15 protein-coding genes are annotated in these 17363 nt (G+C 74.7%); 9 read left to right on the forward strand and 6 right to left on the reverse strand.

The genetic code is table 11. The annotated features are described in order from the left end of the window. The first annotated feature begins 150 nt into the window (after positions 1-150). Positions 151-1116: an aldo/keto reductase gene (locus KIK08_RS29730; RefSeq protein WP_214406615.1), complete on the forward strand. Its 966-nt coding sequence runs from the start codon at positions 151-153 to the stop codon at positions 1114-1116. Here KIK08_RS29730 and KIK08_RS29735 read toward each other — a convergent pair. Next, the gene (locus KIK08_RS29735) at positions 1106-2284 is read right to left on the reverse strand and encodes an acyl-CoA dehydrogenase family protein (protein WP_214406616.1); all 1179 of its coding nucleotides are present in this window, start codon (positions 2282-2284) and stop codon (positions 1106-1108) included. The two genes, KIK08_RS29730 and KIK08_RS29735, sit on opposite strands and share 11 nt — an antisense overlap. A 71-nt stretch (positions 2285-2355) precedes the next feature. Between KIK08_RS29735 and KIK08_RS29740 the strand changes: the two genes are divergently transcribed. The 4 genes from KIK08_RS29740 to KIK08_RS29755 all read left to right on the forward strand — a co-directional run bounded on the left by KIK08_RS29740 (position 2356) and on the right by KIK08_RS29755 (position 7057). Continuing rightward, the gene (locus KIK08_RS29740) at positions 2356-3060 is read left to right on the forward strand and encodes a winged helix-turn-helix transcriptional regulator (RefSeq protein ID WP_214406617.1); all 705 of its coding nucleotides are present in this window, start codon (positions 2356-2358) and stop codon (positions 3058-3060) included. Positions 3061-3298: 238 nt separating this feature from the next. After that, on the forward strand, positions 3299-4249 hold the full coding sequence (locus KIK08_RS29745; protein WP_250558085.1) for a HalD/BesD family halogenase: 951 nt from the start codon (positions 3299-3301) through the stop codon (positions 4247-4249). A 63-nt stretch (positions 4250-4312) separates the two neighbouring features. Next, positions 4313-6115 carry a choline/carnitine O-acyltransferase gene (locus KIK08_RS29750; RefSeq protein WP_214406618.1) on the forward strand — a complete coding sequence of 601 codons (1803 nt, stop codon included), beginning with the start codon at positions 4313-4315 and terminating at the stop codon, positions 6113-6115. Positions 6116-6181: 66 nt separating this feature from the next. Then, positions 6182-7057: a class I SAM-dependent methyltransferase gene (locus KIK08_RS29755; RefSeq protein WP_214406619.1), complete on the forward strand. Its 876-nt coding sequence runs from the start codon at positions 6182-6184 to the stop codon at positions 7055-7057. Between the two features lie 21 nt (positions 7058-7078). On the opposite strand, the gene KIK08_RS29760 is transcribed toward KIK08_RS29755, so the two are convergent. Together KIK08_RS29760 and KIK08_RS29765 are read right to left on the reverse strand one after the other, a co-directional pair. Continuing rightward, positions 7079-9283 (reverse strand): ATP-dependent Clp protease ATP-binding subunit, encoded by a 2205-nt coding sequence (locus KIK08_RS29760; protein WP_214406620.1) that lies wholly within the window; start codon positions 9281-9283, stop codon positions 7079-7081. A gap of 122 nt (positions 9284-9405) precedes the next feature. Beyond that, complete coding sequence (locus KIK08_RS29765) at positions 9406-9621, reverse strand: hypothetical protein (RefSeq protein ID WP_214406621.1); 216 nt, start codon at positions 9619-9621, stop codon at positions 9406-9408. A 313-nt stretch (positions 9622-9934) separates the two neighbouring features. Here KIK08_RS29765 and KIK08_RS41970 point away from each other — a divergent pair, with 313 nt between their 5' ends. The 4 genes from KIK08_RS41970 (at position 9935) to KIK08_RS29785 (ending at position 13922) form a co-directional block, all read left to right on the forward strand. Continuing rightward, on the forward strand, positions 9935-10768 hold the full coding sequence (locus KIK08_RS41970; protein ID WP_214406622.1) for a FadR/GntR family transcriptional regulator: 834 nt from the start codon (positions 9935-9937) through the stop codon (positions 10766-10768). Between the two features lie 135 nt (positions 10769-10903). Then, the gene (locus tag KIK08_RS29775) at positions 10904-12124 is read left to right on the forward strand and encodes a hypothetical protein (protein ID WP_214406623.1); all 1221 of its coding nucleotides are present in this window, start codon (positions 10904-10906) and stop codon (positions 12122-12124) included. Beyond that, positions 12081-13436 (forward strand): aKG-HExxH-type peptide beta-hydroxylase, encoded by a 1356-nt coding sequence (locus KIK08_RS29780; protein WP_214406624.1) that lies wholly within the window; start codon positions 12081-12083, stop codon positions 13434-13436. Before KIK08_RS29775 ends, KIK08_RS29780 begins: the two co-directional genes overlap by 44 nt. 318 nt (positions 13437-13754) lie before the next feature. Beyond that, positions 13755-13922, forward strand: coding sequence for a hypothetical protein (locus KIK08_RS29785; protein ID WP_214406625.1), 168 nt, complete (start codon positions 13755-13757; stop codon positions 13920-13922). 7 nt (positions 13923-13929) lie between these two features. Here KIK08_RS29785 and KIK08_RS29790 read toward each other — a convergent pair whose 3' ends face one another. The 3 genes from KIK08_RS29790 to KIK08_RS29800 form a co-directional block, all read right to left on the reverse strand. Next, complete coding sequence (locus KIK08_RS29790; RefSeq protein ID WP_214406626.1) at positions 13930-14547, reverse strand: carboxymuconolactone decarboxylase family protein; 618 nt, start codon at positions 14545-14547, stop codon at positions 13930-13932. A gap of 299 nt (positions 14548-14846) precedes the next feature. Further along, positions 14847-15248 (reverse strand): hypothetical protein, encoded by a 402-nt coding sequence (locus KIK08_RS29795; protein ID WP_308257980.1) that lies wholly within the window; start codon positions 15246-15248, stop codon positions 14847-14849. Continuing rightward, the gene (locus KIK08_RS29800) at positions 15245-17239 is read right to left on the reverse strand and encodes a M13 family metallopeptidase (protein WP_214406627.1); all 1995 of its coding nucleotides are present in this window, start codon (positions 17237-17239) and stop codon (positions 15245-15247) included. Before KIK08_RS29800 ends, KIK08_RS29795 begins: the two co-directional genes overlap by 4 nt. Positions 17240-17363: the final 124 nt, after the last annotated feature.

A 17363-nucleotide genomic window follows, 5' to 3' on the forward strand; every position in this document is an offset into this window, starting at 1 on the left:
CCCGGCCGCCGCGGGGGCGGTCGCCTCGCGGCGCGCCCGCAGGAACTCGCCGAGCGCGTTGGAACCGGGTGCGGTCACGGCCGCGAGTCTAGGAAGGGGGCCCCACCGCGGCCTCCCTCCGCGCCCCGGCCTCCGGCAGCGTCGATCTCCATGCGCTACCGACTGCTCGGCCGGACCGGACTGCGGGTCTCGGAGGTGTTCCTCGGGGCGATGTCGTTCGGCGGGCCGTCCACCGGCGTCGACGAGGCCCGGCGGGTCGTCGACGCCTACGCCGGCGCGGGCGGCAACGTCATCGACACCGCGTCCGCCTACGGCGACAGCGAAGCCGTGCTGGGGCAGGTGCTGACCGACCGCGACCGGTTCGTGCTGGCCACCAAGTTCACCCTCAGCCGCGACCGCTCCGACCCGAACGCCGCCGGCGGGCACCGCAAGAACCTGCGGCTGTCGCTGGAGCGCAGCCTGCGCCGGCTGCGCACCGACCACGTCGACCTGCTCTGGGTGCACACCTGGGACCCGCGCACCCCGATCGAGGAGACCCTGCGCGCCCTGGACGACGCGGTGCGCGCCGGCCAGGTGTTGTACGTCGGGATCTCCGACGCCCCGGCCTGGGTCGTCTCCCGGGCCGACGCGCTCGCCGAGTGGCGGGCATGGACGCCGTTCGCCGCCGTGCAGGTGCCCTACAACCTCGTCGACCGCGACGTCGAGCGTGAGGTGCTCCCGATGGCCGAGGCGCTCGGGCTGAGCGTGGCGGCCTTCGGGACGCTCGGGCACGGCGCGCTGACCGGCTCGACCGCCCGGGTGCCCGAGCCCACCGCGCGGCAGCGGTCCGCGGCGGCGGCCGTGCGCGCCGTCGCCGACGAGCTGGGCGCCACCCCGGCGCGGGTCGCGATCGCCTGGACCCGCGCCCGGTCGGCGGCGGTGCACCCACTGGTCGGCGTGCGCACCGCCGGGCAGGTCGCGGACGTCGTCGCCGCGGCCGACCTCGTGCTGCCCGACGAGTTGCGCGCCCGGCTGGAGGCGGCCGCCCCGTTCGAGCCCGGTCCGTTCGCCGACTTCCTGTCCGAGTCGGCGGCCAGCCCGTTCGTCTTCGGCGACGCCGAGGTGCTCAGCCGCTGACCGGGGCCAGCTCCCGGCGCCCGACGAGGGTCAGCGTGTCCTCCGGGGTCAGCGGGTGGAACGGTCCGCCGCGGACGTCGCGGTAGGCGCGCTCCAGCGGCGACGTGCGGTAGAACGCCCGCCCGCCGGCGACCTCCAGGGCGGTGTCGACGACCGCCCGCGCCTCCAGCACGGCGTGCCGCTTGGCCGTCATCACGGTGGCGAGGGTGGCCTCGTCGACGGCCAGGTGGTCGCCGACCTCGTCGACGGCGGCGAGCAGCGCCCAGCGGGCCACGCGGAGCCTGCCGGCCATCTCGCCGACCCGGCGCACGGTCCCCGGCGCGTCGGAGCCGGTCCGCAGCCGCAGCACCTCGTCGTGCGCGCCGCGGGCCACGCCCAGGTAGGCAGCGGCCGCGACCGGCGCGAAGTGCACGGCGGCGGCCAGCAGCGGACCGGCCAGCACGCCGTAGGGGCGCTTGCCCATGATCTTCTCGGCGGGCACGAAGACACCGTCGAACACGACGTCGTGGCTCGCGGTGCCGCGCATGCCGAGGGTGTCCCAGGTCTGTTCGAGCCGTACGCCCGGTGCGGTCATCGGCACCCCGGCGTGCAGCACGACGGCGTCGGGGCCGGGCTCACCCAGTACCGCCGAGGTGGACAGCACCCCGGCCACCGGTGCCTGGGAGCAGAAGCCCTTGCGCCCGTCGAAGCGGTAGCCGCCCTCGACCTCGGTGGCGGTCGTGGTCGGGCACACCCAGTCCGAGCCGCCGCTGGTGGCGAGCACCAGGCCCTCCTGCGCCACCCGGCGCAGCGCCGCCTCCGCGTCGCCCGCGCCGTTGCGCAGCCGCCAGCGCTGCACCAGCGTCAGGTACAGGTGCATGGCCGCGGCCAGCGCCGAGGCCCCGGAGTGTCGGCCCAACTCCAGCTCGGCCAGCACGACCTGGCGCAGCGTCGCGCCCAGACCGCCCAGCTCGGTCGGCACGGCCAGGCGCAGGTAGCCGTGCTCGGCCATGGCGGCGTAGGCCTCGGTGACGAAGGTGGCGTCGCGGTCGTGCCCGGCGTCGAACGGCGCGGCCGCGCGGCCGACCTCCGCGGCGAGAGCGACGACGTCCGCGTCGCTGATCGGGGGTATCCGTGGGGTGCCCGGCGCGCTCGTCGTGTCGAGCGCCGGGTGGTCGGTGACGGTCATGCCGGAACCGTGCACCCGTTCGGCGGCCGCAACTAGTTCCGGAACTGAACCGCGGGGAGGACGATCACAGCATGTCGCGCTACGGCCAGTACTGCCCGATCACGCGGGCGCTCGAAGTGCTCGGCGATCGGTGGACGCTGCTGGTGATGCGCGACCTGCTGGTCGGCGCGACCCGGTTCAACGAGCTGGCCCGGGGCCTGCCCGGCATGTCGCGCGGGCTGCTGTCCAAGCGGCTGGGCCAGTTGGAGCGCGACGGCCTGGTCGAGCGCGACGGCGTCGGCTACCGGCCGACCGCGGCCGGCGAGGAGCTGCGCCCGCTCATCTTCGGGCTGGCCGAGTGGGGTGCGCGGTGGGCGTTCGGCGAGCCGCGCTCCGACGAGCTCGACCCGACGGTGCTCATGTGGTGGATCCGCGGCGGTATCGACCCGGCGCCGTTCGGCGAGCGCCGGGTGGTGCTGCACGTGCAGGTCCCCGACGCGCGCCGGGCGCGGTTCTGGTTCGTCGTGGCCCCGCAGGACGTCTCGCTGTGCTTCACCGACCCCGGCTACGACGTCGACGCCACGGTCCGCTCGTCGCTGGGGGTGCTGTACCAGGTGTGGGAGGGCGTCATCGAGCTGCCCGCCGCGGTGCGCGACGGGCTGGTCACCCTGACCGGGCGGCGTGACGTGCTGCTGTGCCTGCCCGAGGCGCTGCAGCTGAGCCCCGTGGCGCCGTACGTGCGGCGGGCGCGGGCCGCGGCTCCCTCGGTCGCCGGCGCCGTTGCGCCGCCCGCGTGACGGGCACCCGGTTCACTATCTGAACCCGGGGTGGGCGTCGGCGGAACGGAGCAGGACGCCCACGTCGTGTTATCGACTTCACACCCGTACGGGTGACCGAGACGCCTTTTGCCGCCGTTCGTCCGGTAGCCAGGGCCGCGGGAGCCGGTTTGTATGGGAGGACGGGCGCTGCGGCACACGCACCGAGCCCCACGGCGGACGTCCCCGCGGCAGGGGAGCGGCGAGCGAGAGGATGTCGATGGCTGCGCCCGGCGACGAGGCCGACACCGAGCACCGCCCGACCCACAGCCCCACCCACAGCCCCACCCACAGCCCCACCGACGAGGGAGGCCACGCCGCCGAGGTACTCGCCGCGCTCGTCGACACCGACCGCTACCCGCTGGCCGACCCCACCGATCCCGCCCGGGCCGAGGTCGTCGCGCGCGTCCGCGACGACCTGCGCACCGACGGGTGCAGCGTGCTCGCCGACTTCGTCCGCCCCGAGCTGCGGGAGCGGTTGCGCCGCGAGTGCGCTGCGGTGGCGCCCTCGGCCCACACCGAGGTCGCGCTGGTGAACGTCTACAACACCGCGCCCGACCCGCGGCTGCCCGAGGGCCACCCGGCCCGCGTGACGACGGCCCGCGAGAACGCCTTCGTCGCCCGCGACCTCATCCCCGTCACGGCCACCGTCCAACGCCTCTACACCAGCGGACCGTTCCGCCGCTTCGTGGCCGACTGCTTCGACCTGCCGGAGGTGCACGAGCTGGCCGACCCGCTGTCCGGGCTCTGCCTGAACGTGCTCAGCCCCGGCCGCGGGCACCCGTGGCACTTCGACACCAACGAGTTCACCGTCAGCCTGCTGACCCAGCAGCCGGAATCGGGCGGGGAGTTCGAGTACAGCGCGAACATCCGCACGCCGGAGGCGGAGAACCTCGACGACGTGCGCGCCGTGCTGGAGGGCCGGGCCGCGCGGGCGCCGCGGCTGCTGACCCTGCGCCCCGGTGACCTGCAGCTGTTCCGGGGCCGCTACTCGCTGCACCGCGTGCGCCGGGTCGAGGGCGCCACCGCCCGGCACAGCGCGATCCTGGCCTACAGCCGGCGGCCGGGCGTGCTCGGCACGCCCGAGCGGACCCGGCAGCTGTTCGGTCGCCTCACCCCCGCCCACACGGCGGCGCGGCCGGCCGCCCGGGTCGACCAGCTCATGGACTGACCCCGCCCGACCCGCCCCTCCCGCCGGCCGCCCGCCCGCTCCGCACCCCGACCCGAGGACCCGATGCACGCCAGCCCGCAACTGTCAGCCCGCACGTTCGGCAACGAGGACCTGCTGCCGCGGGTGCCGCTGCCGACCCTGGAGGAGACCGCCCAGCGCTTCCTGCAGTGGTGCTCCCCGCTGCTCACCGAGGAGCAGGCGGCCCGGACGGAGGCCGCGCTGGCCCGGTTCACCGCCCCCGACGGCCCGGGCCCGGTGCTGCACGCCGACCTGCAGCGCTACGACGCCACCGAGGGCGTGCACAGCTGGCTCGACGAGTTCTGGGAGGACCGCTACCTCGGTCGGCGCGACCGGATCGCGCTCAACGCCAACTTCTTCTTCCTGTTCGCCGACTCGCCCCAGGGCCAGGTCCCGCGCGCGGCGCACCTGGTCGCCGGGGCGCTGGCCTACAAGCGGCTGGTCGACGCCGAGGAGCTGGCCCCGGCCGTGCAGCGCGGCCAGCCGCTGTCGATGGAGCAGAACCGCTACCTGTTCTCGGCCTGCCGCATCCCCGGCGAGCTGCGCGACACCGCCCGCACCCCGTACACGCCGCAGTGGCCCGGGCCGTCGCGCGAGCGCCACATCCTGGTCCTGCACCGCGGCAACGCCTACCGGCTCGACGTCATCGGCGAGGACGGCGAGCCGCACACCGTCGCGGAGATCGAGGCGGGCCTGCGCGCGGTGCTGGCCGCGTCCGAGGCGTCCGGCCGGGGAGCCGGCGTGGGGGCGCTGACCACGAAGGCGCGCGCCGAGTGGGCGCGCAGCCGGGCCCGGCTGCTCGACCACGACTCCCGCAACCGCGAGGCGATGGACGCGGTGGAGACCGCGTTGCTGTGCGTGTGCCTGGAGGACGCGACGCCCGACGAGCCGCTGCAGGCAAGCGACCAGCTGCTGCACGGCGACAGCCGCAACCGCTGGTTCGACAAGAGCATCTCGCTGATCGTCTTCGCCGACGGCACGGCCGGCTACAACGGCGAGCACTGCCGCCTCGACGGCACCACCGTCATCGCGTTCCTGGACACCCTGCTGACCAGGCCCGTCGACCGGCCGGACCCGGCCGGGGCACGGACCGCGCCGAGCTGGGCGCCCGTCGAGTTCGTGCTCGACGCCGACATGCGCGCCGACGTCGACGGCGCCGCCGCCGACTTCGCCGCCTACGCCGCCGACACCGCATCGGCGCTCGTCGCGGTCGAGGGCTTCGGCGCCGAGCGGGCCAAGCAGCTGGGGATGTCGCCGGACGCCTTCGCCCAGATGGCCTTCCAGCTGGCCCACCACCGCTCCCGCGGCCACGTCGGCGCGACCTACGAGTCGATCGCGACCCGGCAGTTCCGCCACGGGCGCACCGAGGCGATGCGGGTCGTCACGCCGGAGGTCGTCCGGTTCGTCACGGCCATGGCCGACCCGGGCGCCGACGCCGACGCCCGCCGCGCGGCCCTGCGCGCCGCCGCGGACGCCCACGTGCGCCGCGCCCGCGAGTGCCAGGCGGGCCAGGCGCCCGAGCAGCACCTGTGGGAGCTGCAGATGATCGCGCGCCGGCGCGGCGCCGAGCTCGGGGTGACCGGTCCGCTGCCGCTCTACGAGACCCCGGGCTGGCTGGTCATGCGCGACGACTACCTCAGCACGAGCGCGGTGCCCAGCCCGAACGTGCGCTACTGGGGGTTCGGGTCGACCAGCCTGACCTGCATCGGCGTCGGTTACGCGCTGCTGCCCGACCGCTTCCACATCTACCTCAGCACCCCCCGCGCGGTCCGGGAGCAGATGACGGCCTACGCGGCCGAGCTGCCCCGCGCGGTCCGCGAGCTGGACGACCTGCTCGCCGGCGGCTGACCCCTCCATTCCCCCGCCCCACCAGCCGAGAGGACCAACCGAACACGAGAGGAAAGGTGTGTGCCCTTGCTCGACGACAACGCCCTGACCGGTTCCATCAAGACCGATTTCACCGACATCTACACTCAACCCGATCCCCGCGCCTACTTCGGTGCGCTGGCCGGGCTGGAGTACCAGATCCCGCAGCGGGCGCTGCCGGTCGTGGAGGCCGTGCTCGCCGCCCGGTCCGCGGGCGACCCGCGGCCCGTGCTCGACCTGTGCTGCTCCTACGGCATCAACGCGGCGCTGCTGCGCCACCGGCTCGATCTCGACGACATCACCGCCCGCGCGACCGACCCCGACCTCGCCGACCTCCCGGCCGACGAGCTGATCGAGGCCGACCGCGTGTTCTACGCCGAGCGGTTGCGTCGTCCCGACCTGCCCACGCTCGGGCTGGACGTCTCCGCCCCGGCGATCGACTACGCCCGCCGCACCGGCCTGCTCACCGACGGCTGGGCCGAGGACCTGGAAGCCGGTGACCCCTCGCCCGAGCTGGCGGCGGGCGTCGCCCGGACCGGGCTGGTGGTGTGCACCGGGGGCGTCGGCTACATCGGGCACCGCACGTTCGAGCGCCTCCTGCGGTGCATGGACGACCCGGGCGACGCCTGGCTCGTGGTGTTCGTGCTGCGGGTGTTCGACTACGCCGACGTGGCCGCGGCGCTGGCGGAGTTCGGGCTGGTCACCGAGCGGGTGGAGGGGGAGACGTTCGTGCAGCGCCGGTTCGCCGACGACGGCGAGTTCCGGGCGGCGAACGCCGACGTCGCCCGCCGCGGCCTCGACCCCACCGGTCGGGAGGCGGACGGGTGGTACCACGCCGACTGCTTCGTGACCCGCCCGGCCGCGGTCGCGGCGACCACACCCCTGCCCGACCTGCTGGCCGGGGTGGGCGCCGGCAACCGCTGATCGGGCGCCGGCACCCGCGGGTCAGCCGTCGGTGACCTCGATCGTCAGCTCCGCGCCGCCGAGCTCGCCCTGCAGCTCGCCGTCGCGGACGCCGCCGGTCACGTCGACGGTGACCCGCTGCCCGGCGCCCGCCCGCGCGCCGATGATCAACCGGGCGAGCTTGCGCTCGAGCTCCCGGTTGATCGTGCGGCGCAGCGGTCGGGCGCCGAGCTCGGGCTCGTGGCCGTGCTCGGCGAGCCAGTCGACCGCGGCGTCGCTCACCCGCAGGTCGATCCGCTGGGCGGCCAGCCGCTGGGCGGTCCCGGCGAGCATCAGCCGGGTGATGCGGCGCAGCTCGTCGCGGCCGAGCGCGTGGAACAGCACGATGTCGTCGATCCGGTTGAGGAACTCCGGGCGGAAGTGCGCCCGGGTCGCGGTCAGCAGCTGGTCGCGGACCTGCTCGACCGGCTGGCCCGCGGCCGCCGCGGCCAGCAGCCGATCGGCGCCCAGGTTGCTGGTCATGATCACGACGGTGTGCGTGAAGTCGACCGTGCGGCCGTGCGCGTCGGTGAGCCGCCCGGCGTCGAGCACCTGCAGCAGCGTGGCGGTGACGTCGGCGTGCGCCTTCTCGATCTCGTCGAGCAGCAGCACCGCGTACGGGCTGCGGCGCACGGCCTCGGTGAGCTGGCCGGCGTCGTCGTAGCCGACGTGCCCGGGCGGCGCCCCGACCAGGCGCATCGCGCTGCCCTTGTCGGAGTACTCGCTCATGTCGTAGCGGAGCAACGCGTCGACGCTGCCGAACAGCGCCTCGGCCAGCGCCCTGGCCAGCTCGGTCTTGCCGACCCCGGTGGGGCCCAGGAACAGGAACGACCCGACCGGCCGCTCCGGGTGCGACAGCCCCGCCCGCCCGGCGCGGACCGCGTCGGCGACGGCCTCGACGGCCTCGTCCTGCCCGACCACCCGCAGGTGCAGCAGCTCCTCCAGCTCCAGGAGCCGGTCGCGCTCGCCCGCGGTGAGCCGGGCGACCGGGATGCCGGTGCTCTGCGCGACGACCGCGGCCACGTCGTCGGCGGTGACGGTGGCCTCGGCCGGCGCCGAGGGGGGAGGCGGCGGGGACGGCGCCGGCTTGCTGACCGTGACCGCGGGGCCGGCGGCCTCGGCGGCCTCGATCTCCCGGGTGAGCAGGTGGGCGCGCTCGTAGTCCTCGGCGTCGACGGCGACGTCGCGGGCGCGGCGCAGCTGGTCGAGCCGGTCGTCGCCGGGCGGCCCGGCGGCCGGCGCCGGCTCCTCGGACGCTCCGGAGGGCCCGGATGGCTTGGACGGACCGGTCGGCCGGCTCGTGGGGTCGCTCGGGTCGGCGTGCCGGATGCGGGCGCGCGCGGCGGCCCTGTCGATGACGTCGATGGCCTTGTCGGGCTGGAAGCGGTCGGTGACGTAGCGGTCGGTCAGCTCGGCGGCGGCGACCAGCGCGGCGTCCTCGATCCGCACCCCGTGGTGCTCGGAGTAGCGCCCGGCCAGCCCGCGCAGGATCTCGACGGTGCCGGCCACCGACGGCTCCGGTACCCGCACCGGCGCGAACCGGCGCTCCAGCGCCGGGTCGCGCTCGATGTGGCGGCGGTACTCGCCCGCCGTCGTCGCCCCGATCATCCGCAGGTCGCCCCGGGCGAGGGCGGGCTTGAGGATCGAGCCGGCGTCCATGGGCGCGCCCTCGGCCGCGCCGGCCCCCACGACGGTGTGCAACTCGTCGACGAACAGCACGATGGAGCGGTCGGCCCCGGTGACCTCTTCGATGACCCCGGTCAGCCGCTTCTCGAACTCGCCGCGGTACTTGGTGCCCGCGACCATGCCGGCCAGGTCGACCGACACCACCCGCACGTCGCGCAACGCGTCGGGCACGCGCCCGTCGGCCACGCGCTGGGCGATCCCCTCGGCGATCGCGGTCTTGCCGACCCCGGGGTCGCCCACCAGGACCGGGTTGTTCTTGGTGCGCCGCGACAGCACCTCGAGCACCTGCTCGATCTCGGCGTCGCGGCCAACCACCGGGTCGAGCCGGCCGGCGGCCGCGTCCGCGGTCAGGTCGCGGCCGAACCGGTCGAGCCGGGGCGTGCGCGCGCCCCGCGACCCGTTGCCCCGTGGGGACCGGTCGGGCCGCGGGATGGCATCACCGAAGGTGCTCTCCAGGTTCTCGAACAGCCGCTCGAACAGGTCGTCGAACGGTCCTCCTGGTCCGGGTCGCTCGTCGGGCACGCGCACCTCCGTGGTCTCACCCCCGATGGTGCCCGTTCCCGGCGGTTCCCGCCGTGGATCGACGGGCCGGGCTCCGCTTCCGCAGCGCCGGCGGTGCCTGGAACCCGGCCCGTCACGATCGGTCAGCCGCTGTGGCGGCCGGGGTGGACGGGACGGTCGTGGTCCGGGTCGGCGATGTACTCGGGCAGCAGCGCGCGGCGCTGCTCGGCGCTCTGCCGGCGCTGCTCGGCCACCCGACGCCACCGCGCACGGCGGCGTTCGGTGTCCATCGACGTGCCGACCACCGTCGCGAAGACGATCAGCAGCGCGACGCCGATCGCGATGACTGCCGTGACCATGACGGGCACCCCCTTCGTGCGGACGACTGCGGACCGTGCGCCGGTGCCCCGGGACCGGACCCGCGGCGCCGGTGCCGCGGAACCGACCCCGGGGAGGACCGGTCGGGGAGATGGGACCGAGTGTGGCCCGATGTCTGTTGTCTGTCAACGAACATCGCAGTCAGACAGCAGCAGTGAGGGGCTGATATACCGAAATTTGGTGACGGATCAGATCGGCTGCTAGGGTAGGTCCCCACGCACGTGGTCCGTTGTCCGACAGCAGCCGGGCCGCCATGCCCGCACCACGACCGCGACAGACCCGAGGAGGGTTCCGGTGGATGCTCCCCGTGAGCCCGATCGACCCGACGCGGATGCTGCGCGCGACGACCGGTGGACGCTCGACGGCGCCGCCCGCAAGCCCGTGCCCGAGCTCGTCGGCGACAAGGTCGTCGAGCTGGTCCGCACCGGCGAGCTGCGCCCCGGCAACCGGCTGCCCAGCGAGCCCGAGCTCGCCCGCCTGTTCGGCGTCGCCCGCAGCTCGGTCCGCACCGGCCTGCAGCGCCTGCAGGCCCGCGGCCTCATCGAGGTCAGCCGCGGCCAGGGCTGGTTCGTGGCCGACGAGCCCCGCCCGGGCGCCTCCGACGGCCTGCTCGAACCGATGACCGCGGGCGACTTCGACGTGCTCGAGGTGCTGGAGACCAGGATCGCGCTGGAGGGCCAGGCGGCGGCGCTGGCCGCGGTGCGGGCCACGCCCGGCCAGCGCGACCGGATCGCCAAGCTCAGCCGCGCGCACCAGGAGATCCCGTTCGCCGACCGCGACGCCCTGCTGGAGGCCGACGAGGAGTTCCACGCCGCGATCGCCGACGCGTCGGGCAACGCCCACCTCAAGGCCATGCTGACCACGGTCGTCCCGTTGATCGCCGCGTGGCGGCGCGACAGCTACCGCTCGCCGGAGCTGCACGACCAGGCCGGCATCGACCACAACCAGATCGTCGTGCAGATCCGCCGGGGCGACGAGGTGGGCGCCCGGCTCACCATGACCTCGCACCTGATGGCCCTGTACAAGCGCGTGCAGCGGGAGCGGGGGGTGGCGCCCCGCGGCCGGCCGGCCGAGGTGTCGTTCTTCGTCGACGTGCGGGATCGACCCGACTGGTCCGAGGAGCCCTGACGGCGCGAGCGCTCTCTTGAATCGCGCGGGTCGACAACCGACTATTGAGTCCTCATCTCCGAGGGGGCTCGTCGCGCGGTGGCTGTCGGACGACCAGCTCGGCCGGGCGGCCGGTGGCCCAGCGCACCCGTCCCGGTGGTCGCCGCGCTGGGACTGGTCGCCGCGGCCTGCGCCGCCGCCGCGCTCGCCCTCGTCGGTCCGTCGCTCGGGCTGGCCGAGCCGGTGCGCGTGGCGGCCGTGGCGTCGGCCCTGCTCACCGCGTTCGCCGCGGTGACGGTGGTCGCCCTGCACGTCGCGGTCCGGGCGGTGCGCCGGGACGCGGCCCGGGGAATCGACGACGTCGTCGAGCGCACCAACCGGGCGGTCGCGGGCACCGTCCGGGACGTGGCGGCCAGCCTGGAGTCCGCCGTGCTGACCGCGGTGCCGCCGGCGCAGGCGCTGGACATGGTGCTGGGCAGCGTCTACGGCGACTCGCCCTACAACCACGAGGTCATCACCTCGCTGCTCGGCGGCGAGGGCCGCCAGCTCGACCGCTCCGACCTGACCATCAGCGAGCACACCGATGTCGAGTACCGGCTCAACCGGGTCGACGAGGACAGCTACCAGCTGGTGATGCAGGTCAGCTACAGCTTCACGACGCGGGTGCCCACGGACAAGTTCATGATCTTCGCGACGTCCGACGCGACGCTGCGCGAGTCGATCGTGCTGGGCTGCCGCCAGCCGCTGTTCGAGCTGTGGTTCGTCCCCGACGACCCGGTCGACCCGCTCTTCCACGACTCCGTCGACGGGATGTTGCCCTCCGTCCGCATCGGGCTGCGCTTCACCGACCACGCCGGCCAGCAGCACGAGATCCTCGACCACCACCCCCTGCTGACCGAGGTGCGGGTCGGGCGCTGGGAGGAGTACCTCACGTTCTTCCGGGAGCCGCTGGGGGCGCTGCCCCGGCTGCGCCCCGAGGACTACATGAGCAGCCTGCGCGTGTTCGAGATCGACCTGCGGCGGATGGCCGCGCCCACCCGGGTGAGCGCCATCCAGCGGCTGAGCCTGCGGTCGATGACTCTGCAGCGCGTCGACGACGGGTTCTGCTACTGGCAGGCGCCCTACCCGTGCTTCGTCGAGCGGATGCACATCGACGCCGCGCCCCTCGCGATCGACGGCCAGGAGGACTTCCTGTTCCGGCTGCAGTCCTTCGCGTTCCGCGCCCAGACCGACCCGGCCCGCTGGGCACCCGCGGACCAGGTCAAGGAGACCGACGTGCGATCATGGCTGCTCCCGGGCCACGGGGTCGTGCTGCTGTGGAAGCGGGTGGGCGATGACCGGACGCGGTCGGGTCGAGGCGGACGAGCGGGCCGCTGACCAGCCGGAACCGGGCCGACCGGGCGGTGTGGTCGCCGCGCACGCGCGGTTCGGCTCGCGCGCGCAACTGCTCGCCGACCGCCGCGCGCTCTACGCGCTGGCCGTCGAGCTGATCCGCGGCCCCGGCGCCGTCCCCCGGTCGATCCTGGACCACCCGGTCACCCGCTTCCGCATCGGCGAGGTGCTCTCCGGCCGGCGTCCGCCGACCGCCCTGCGCCTGCCCACCGAGCGGGAGATCGGCGTCGACGGCGTGCGGCCCGAGCCGGTCGTGGTCGCCGGACCGGGCGCCGAGCGGCTGCTGGAACCGGCACTGCGGTCGGTGGCCGCCGAGGTGTCCTCCCCGACACCGGTCGGGCTCGTCACCGCCGCCGATCCGCCGGCCCACCGCCGGGCCCGCGCCCAGGTCGGGGCGGCCCTCGACCTGGCGCGCCGGCTCGTGCCCGAGCTCTTCGACGACCTCGTCGGCCACGTCGCCCTGATCGCCGTGCTCGACCCCGACCGGTCGGCCTCCGTGGTCTCGGCCTCCAGCCGGCACATGCCCGGCCTGGTCATGGTCCGCCCGGGCACCCCGGTCGAGATCGCCGAGTCGATCCTTCACGAGGCCGCCCACCAGCGGCTCTTCGACATGGCCATGACCCGCGACCTGCTTCGGGCGACGGGCGACGGGGCGCCGGGCTTCCGCCCGTCGTGGCGGTCGACGACCTGGCCGGTCGAGCAGACCCTGGCCGCCTTCCACGCCTACGCCTGCCTCGCGGAGCTGGCCGAGGCCGTCCTGGGCGGCCCGGAGGCCGCGGAGCTCGGCGAGCACACGGTGCTGCCGTCAGCGGCGCGGCGGGCCGGCGAGATCGGGTCGTGGCTGGCCGCGCACGCCGACCTGCTGGGCGCGGACGCGGAGCGGCTGGTCGGCGCCGTGCTCGGCGCACCGGAGCCGGAGCCGGTCCACCGGACCGGACCGGTGGTCCGGGCCGGCGCCTACCGGGCGCAGGAGTGCCGCATCGTGAGCACCGGGGACGGGCGCTGCCTCGTCGGGCTGCCCGGGACACCGCCCGCGCTGTTCTGGTTGGGCGGCGACGAGGCGGCGGTCCTGCGGGTCCTGCACGCCGCGGCCGGCCCGGCCGGGCTGGAGCAGCTGGCCGAGGGACTCGCCGATCAGCAGCTCACCGACGACGTCGTGCTCGGTCGGACCCTCGCCGCATTGACCGGCCTGGTCCATTCCGAGTTGGCCGCCCCCGTCCACAGCGACCCGCAGGTCGTCGGAAGTCCCATTGTCGGAATTGCGCCAGATCGAGCGGACCCGGCGACCGAAATGTGACCCGATCTTAACGGGGTCGCCACATGGCCAGCGGGCGGTCGCTCAGCGTAGCGTGAATGCCCTGCTCAGGTTGTTGTGCACCGACAGGGAGGATCGGCTGGCACCGTCCGGTCGCAGGAAGCGCTTGCCCGGTCACTGAGCGCGTCCGACGCAATTGGGCCGAATAGCTCTAACGATTATCGGCCTTGCCGATAGGCTCCGCCAGTGAATTCTGAGGATCTTGGGCGATCCACCACCCCGCGTCTCGACGGCCTCCTCGCTCCGGCGGCGCAACCGACCCCGACCGATCCTCAGGGCGGAGTGCGCACCGGCGCCGTCATGCCGGCTCCGCTGCAGCACCTCGTGGAACGTCGCCAACCGACCGTGAACCGCCGGTCGATCCTGCCGGTCGAGTTCTTCCGCCGCATGCCCGGCGGCGGCACGACCTACGCGCCCCTCGGCGACCCCGGCCCCGACGTCATCGACGACGCCACCGACGGTTCCTGAACCCCGGTCAGCGCTGCTCGGCCGCGCGCAGCGCGGCCAGCCTGGTCTTGAGCCGGGTGTCCTTGTTGAGCGGGTCGTGCGCCTCGTCGAAGGGCGGCGACCCGGCGATCCCCACCGCGTTGAGCGTGTCCAGCACGCTCACGAGGTGGGCGATGCGGGCCTCCTCGTCGTCGATGGGCTGCCCGCCGTCGGCCAGGTCGAGCGCCCGGTCGACCCAGATCAGCTCGACGTGCAGGTCGGCGCGCATGAGCGCGTCGCGCAGCCGGGAGCGCACCTCGTTGCGGGGCAGCCCCGCCCAGCCGGCGACGGTCTCCGCGGACTCGGGGAACAGCCGGTCGCGGTTGTTCAGGTGGTGCAGTTCCAGCGCGTAGGCGTGCCCGTGGGCGCAGTACCGGCAGCCGTTGACCAGCGAGACCGCCACGCAGGCGAGGTGCCCGCGCAGCGGGCCCAGAGCGCGCATCGCGCGGTCGTAGTGGCGGCTCGCGCGCAGCGTCCAGCGCAGCGCCCGCACCGGACCGAGGTGCTGGACCAGCGGGTGCATGATCTCCGGGGGGAAGCCCCACCGGCGCCTCCCGAGGTGCTGCAGGACCCGGACCGCGATGCCGTCCAGCCGGCCACCGACCATCTTCGACTCCCTGCGCGGCGGTGTGGGGCCAACGTCGTCGGGGCGCACGGGTAACGGTTCGGGGCGGTCGGACCGGGGCTCCGCCGGGCCTGCGCTCGTGGAGCATGACGAAGTTGGCACCGTTGCCTCGCATCGGTCGGGGAACGCACACATCGTCGTGTGTGCTCCCGTCGCGACCACTGCGAACGCGATCAGATGATCACTGCGGGGAGCACGTGCCCGATAAGTCGCACGGGCGGGGCAGCAGTGTTACACCGTCGGTGAGCGCTGCACAGCGCGACCCGACGCGAACCACTCGATCAGGGGGCACTGCGACCGTCGTCGGCGAGCCAGCCGTAAGCGGTCTGGCGGGAGAGCCCCAGCGCGCGCGACATCGCCTGGACCTCCAGCCCGTCGCGCTTGCCGGCGCGCAGCAGCTCCCGTTGGCGGACCCGCAGCTCCTCCATCCGGTCGGCGACCTCCCGCATCTCGGCCAGCAGCGCCTCGGCGGCCGGGCCGGCCCCGGCCCGGGACCGGCCCACCCCTGGCCGCGGGAACGCGCGCACCTGCTCGGCGTCCCAGACGCGCCGGCCGGCCGCGTCCCGCTCGGGCAGCGCCGCCGGCGCCTGCCCGCGCGAGACGTAGCCGAGCCACGTGCCGGTCTTGACGCCCCACTCGCCGGCGCACTCGTCGGCGGTCAGCAGCCGGGGCGACGGGCTCACCAGATCCGCACCCGACGGTCGAGCGGGGTGTACAGGGCGTCGGTCTCGCGCACGTCGAACGCCTCGTGGAAGGCGTCGAGGTTGGTGACCACCGCGTTGCAGCGCAGCTCCGGCGGGGAGTGCGGGTCGATCGCCAGCCGGCGGACCGCCTCGGCCTCCCGGGTGACCGCCCGCCACACCTGCGCCCAGGCGACCAGGACCCGCTGGACCCCGGTGAAGCCGTCCAGCACCGGGGCCTCGGCGCCGTCGAGTGCGATCTGGTAGGCCTTCAGGGCGATGGTGAGCCCGCCGAGGTCGCCGATGTTCTCGCCGACGGTGAGCGCGCCGTTGACCTTGTGCTCGGGCAGCCCGGCCGGGGACAGCCCGTTGTACTGCTCGATCAGCGCCTGCGCGCGGCGGTCGAACTCGGCCCGGTCGGCGGCGTCCCACCAGTCGGTCATGGCGCCGTCGCCGTCGTACTTGGAGCCCTGGTCGTCGAAGCCGTGGCCGATCTCGTGTCCGATGACCGCGCCGATGCCGCCGTAGTTGGCCGCGTCGTCGGCCTCGGCGTCGAAGAACGGCGGCTGCAGGATCGCGGCCGGGAACACGATCTCGTTCATCCGCGGGTGGTAGTAGGCGTTGACCGTCTGCGGGGTCATGAACCACTCGTCGCGGTCGACCGGCTTGCCGATCTTGGCGAGGTCCTGGTCGGTCGACCACTCCGCGGCGCGCAGCACGTTGCCGACCAGGTCGTCGGCGCGGACCTCCAGCGCGGAGTAGTCCTTCCACGTGTCCGGGTACCCGATCTTGGGCGTGAACCGGGCCAGCTTGGCCAGCGCGCGCTCGCGGGTGGCCGGACCCATCCAGTCCAGGGAGCTGATCGACTGCCGGTACGCCTCGACGAGGTTGGCGACCAGGGTGACCATCCGCTCCTTGGCCGCGGCCGGGAAGTGCCGCTCGACGTAGAGCTGGCCCACGGCCTCCCCGAGCGCGCCCTCCACGAGCGACACGCCGCGCTTCCACCGCTCGCGCAGCTGCGGGGTGCCCGACAGGGTGCGGCCGTAGAAGGCGAAGTCCTGCTCGACGATCTCCTCGGTGAGGTAGTCGGCCAGCGACGACGCCGTGCGCACCGCGAGCCAGGCCTTCCACTGCTCCAGCGGCTGTCGCGCCCACAGCCGCGCCGCCTCGGCGACGAAGCTGGGCTGCATGACGACGAGCTCGGCGAAGGCGTCGTCGGCGCCGCCGATCGCGGCCAGCCACGGGTCCCAGTCGAACTCGGGGGCGTGCTCGCGCAGCTGCGCGAGCGTCATCAGGGTGTAGGTCTTCTCCGCGTCGCGGGTGCTGACCCGGTCCCAGGAGACGGCGGCCAGCGCGGTCTCCAGCTCCATCACGGTCTCCGCGGTGCCCGCGGGCAGCCCGACCAGCTCGGCGAGGCGGGTCAGGTGCTCGACGTAGGCGGTGCGGATCTCCGCGTAGGTGTCCTCGCGGTAGTACGACTCGTCGGGCAGGCCGAGACCGGACTGCACCAGGTGCGGCAGGTAGCGCGACGGGTCCTTGGCGTCGGTCGAGACGAACACCGCGAACAGCGACGCGCGCTCCTGGCGCAGCCGCCGCCCCAGCACCGCGGCCAGCTCGGCCCGCGTGCCCGCCGCCTCGACCTCGTCGAGCAGGGGCCGCAGGGGCGCGGTGCCCAGCGCCTCGATCCGCTCGACGTCCAGGAAGGAGGCGTACAGGTCGGCGATGCGCTGGGCGTCGGTGCCGGGCGCGCCCTTCGCCTCCTCGACGATGGCCCGCACGTCGGCCTCGGCCCGGTCGCGCAGGACCCGGAAGGCGCCGTCCTGGGCGCGGTCGTCGGGGATCACGTGGGTCTGCACGTAGCGGCCGTTGACGTGGCCGAACAGGTCGTCCTGGGGGCGGGTGCCCGGGTCGACCCAGTCGAGGTCCAGGCCGGAGCGCGTGGGCGCGGGGGAGCTGGTCGACCGGGTTGCCGGCGTGGTCGGCGGGGGCGTCATGCCCCCATCCTGCCGTGCCGCCGCGGGGCCCTGCGACGGTCGCCGACGTGCGCCTGCTCGCACCTCCGCCCCGCGCTGCGCGCCCCGCCCCGCGCTGCGCGCCCCGCCCCGCGCTGCGCGCCCC

Source organism: Pseudonocardia lacus, assembly GCF_018531445.1.
Lineage (GTDB): Bacteria > Actinomycetota > Actinomycetes > Mycobacteriales > Pseudonocardiaceae > Pseudonocardia > Pseudonocardia lacus.

Excerpts from the sequence above, each read along its gene's own strand:
- KIK08_RS29730 (WP_214406615.1), top strand. The coding sequence starts at position 151 with ATGCGCTACCGACTGCTCGGCCGGACCGGACTGCGGGTCTCGGAGGTG.
- KIK08_RS29735 (WP_214406616.1), bottom strand. The coding sequence starts at position 2,284 with ATGACCGTCACCGACCACCCGGCGCTCGACACGACGAGCGCGCCGGGC.
- KIK08_RS29740 (WP_214406617.1), top strand. The coding sequence starts at position 2,356 with ATGTCGCGCTACGGCCAGTACTGCCCGATCACGCGGGCGCTCGAAGTG.
- KIK08_RS29745 (WP_250558085.1), top strand. The coding sequence starts at position 3,299 with ATGGCTGCGCCCGGCGACGAGGCCGACACCGAGCACCGCCCGACCCAC.
- KIK08_RS29750 (WP_214406618.1), top strand. The coding sequence starts at position 4,313 with ATGCACGCCAGCCCGCAACTGTCAGCCCGCACGTTCGGCAACGAGGAC.
- KIK08_RS29765 (WP_214406621.1), bottom strand. The coding sequence starts at position 9,621 with ATGGTCACGGCAGTCATCGCGATCGGCGTCGCGCTGCTGATCGTCTTC.
- KIK08_RS29780 (WP_214406624.1), top strand. The coding sequence starts at position 12,081 with ATGACCGGACGCGGTCGGGTCGAGGCGGACGAGCGGGCCGCTGACCAG.
- KIK08_RS29785 (WP_214406625.1), top strand. The coding sequence starts at position 13,755 with ATGCCGGCTCCGCTGCAGCACCTCGTGGAACGTCGCCAACCGACCGTG.
- KIK08_RS29790 (WP_214406626.1), bottom strand. The coding sequence starts at position 14,547 with ATGGTCGGTGGCCGGCTGGACGGCATCGCGGTCCGGGTCCTGCAGCAC.
- KIK08_RS29800 (WP_214406627.1), bottom strand. The coding sequence starts at position 17,239 with ATGACGCCCCCGCCGACCACGCCGGCAACCCGGTCGACCAGCTCCCCC.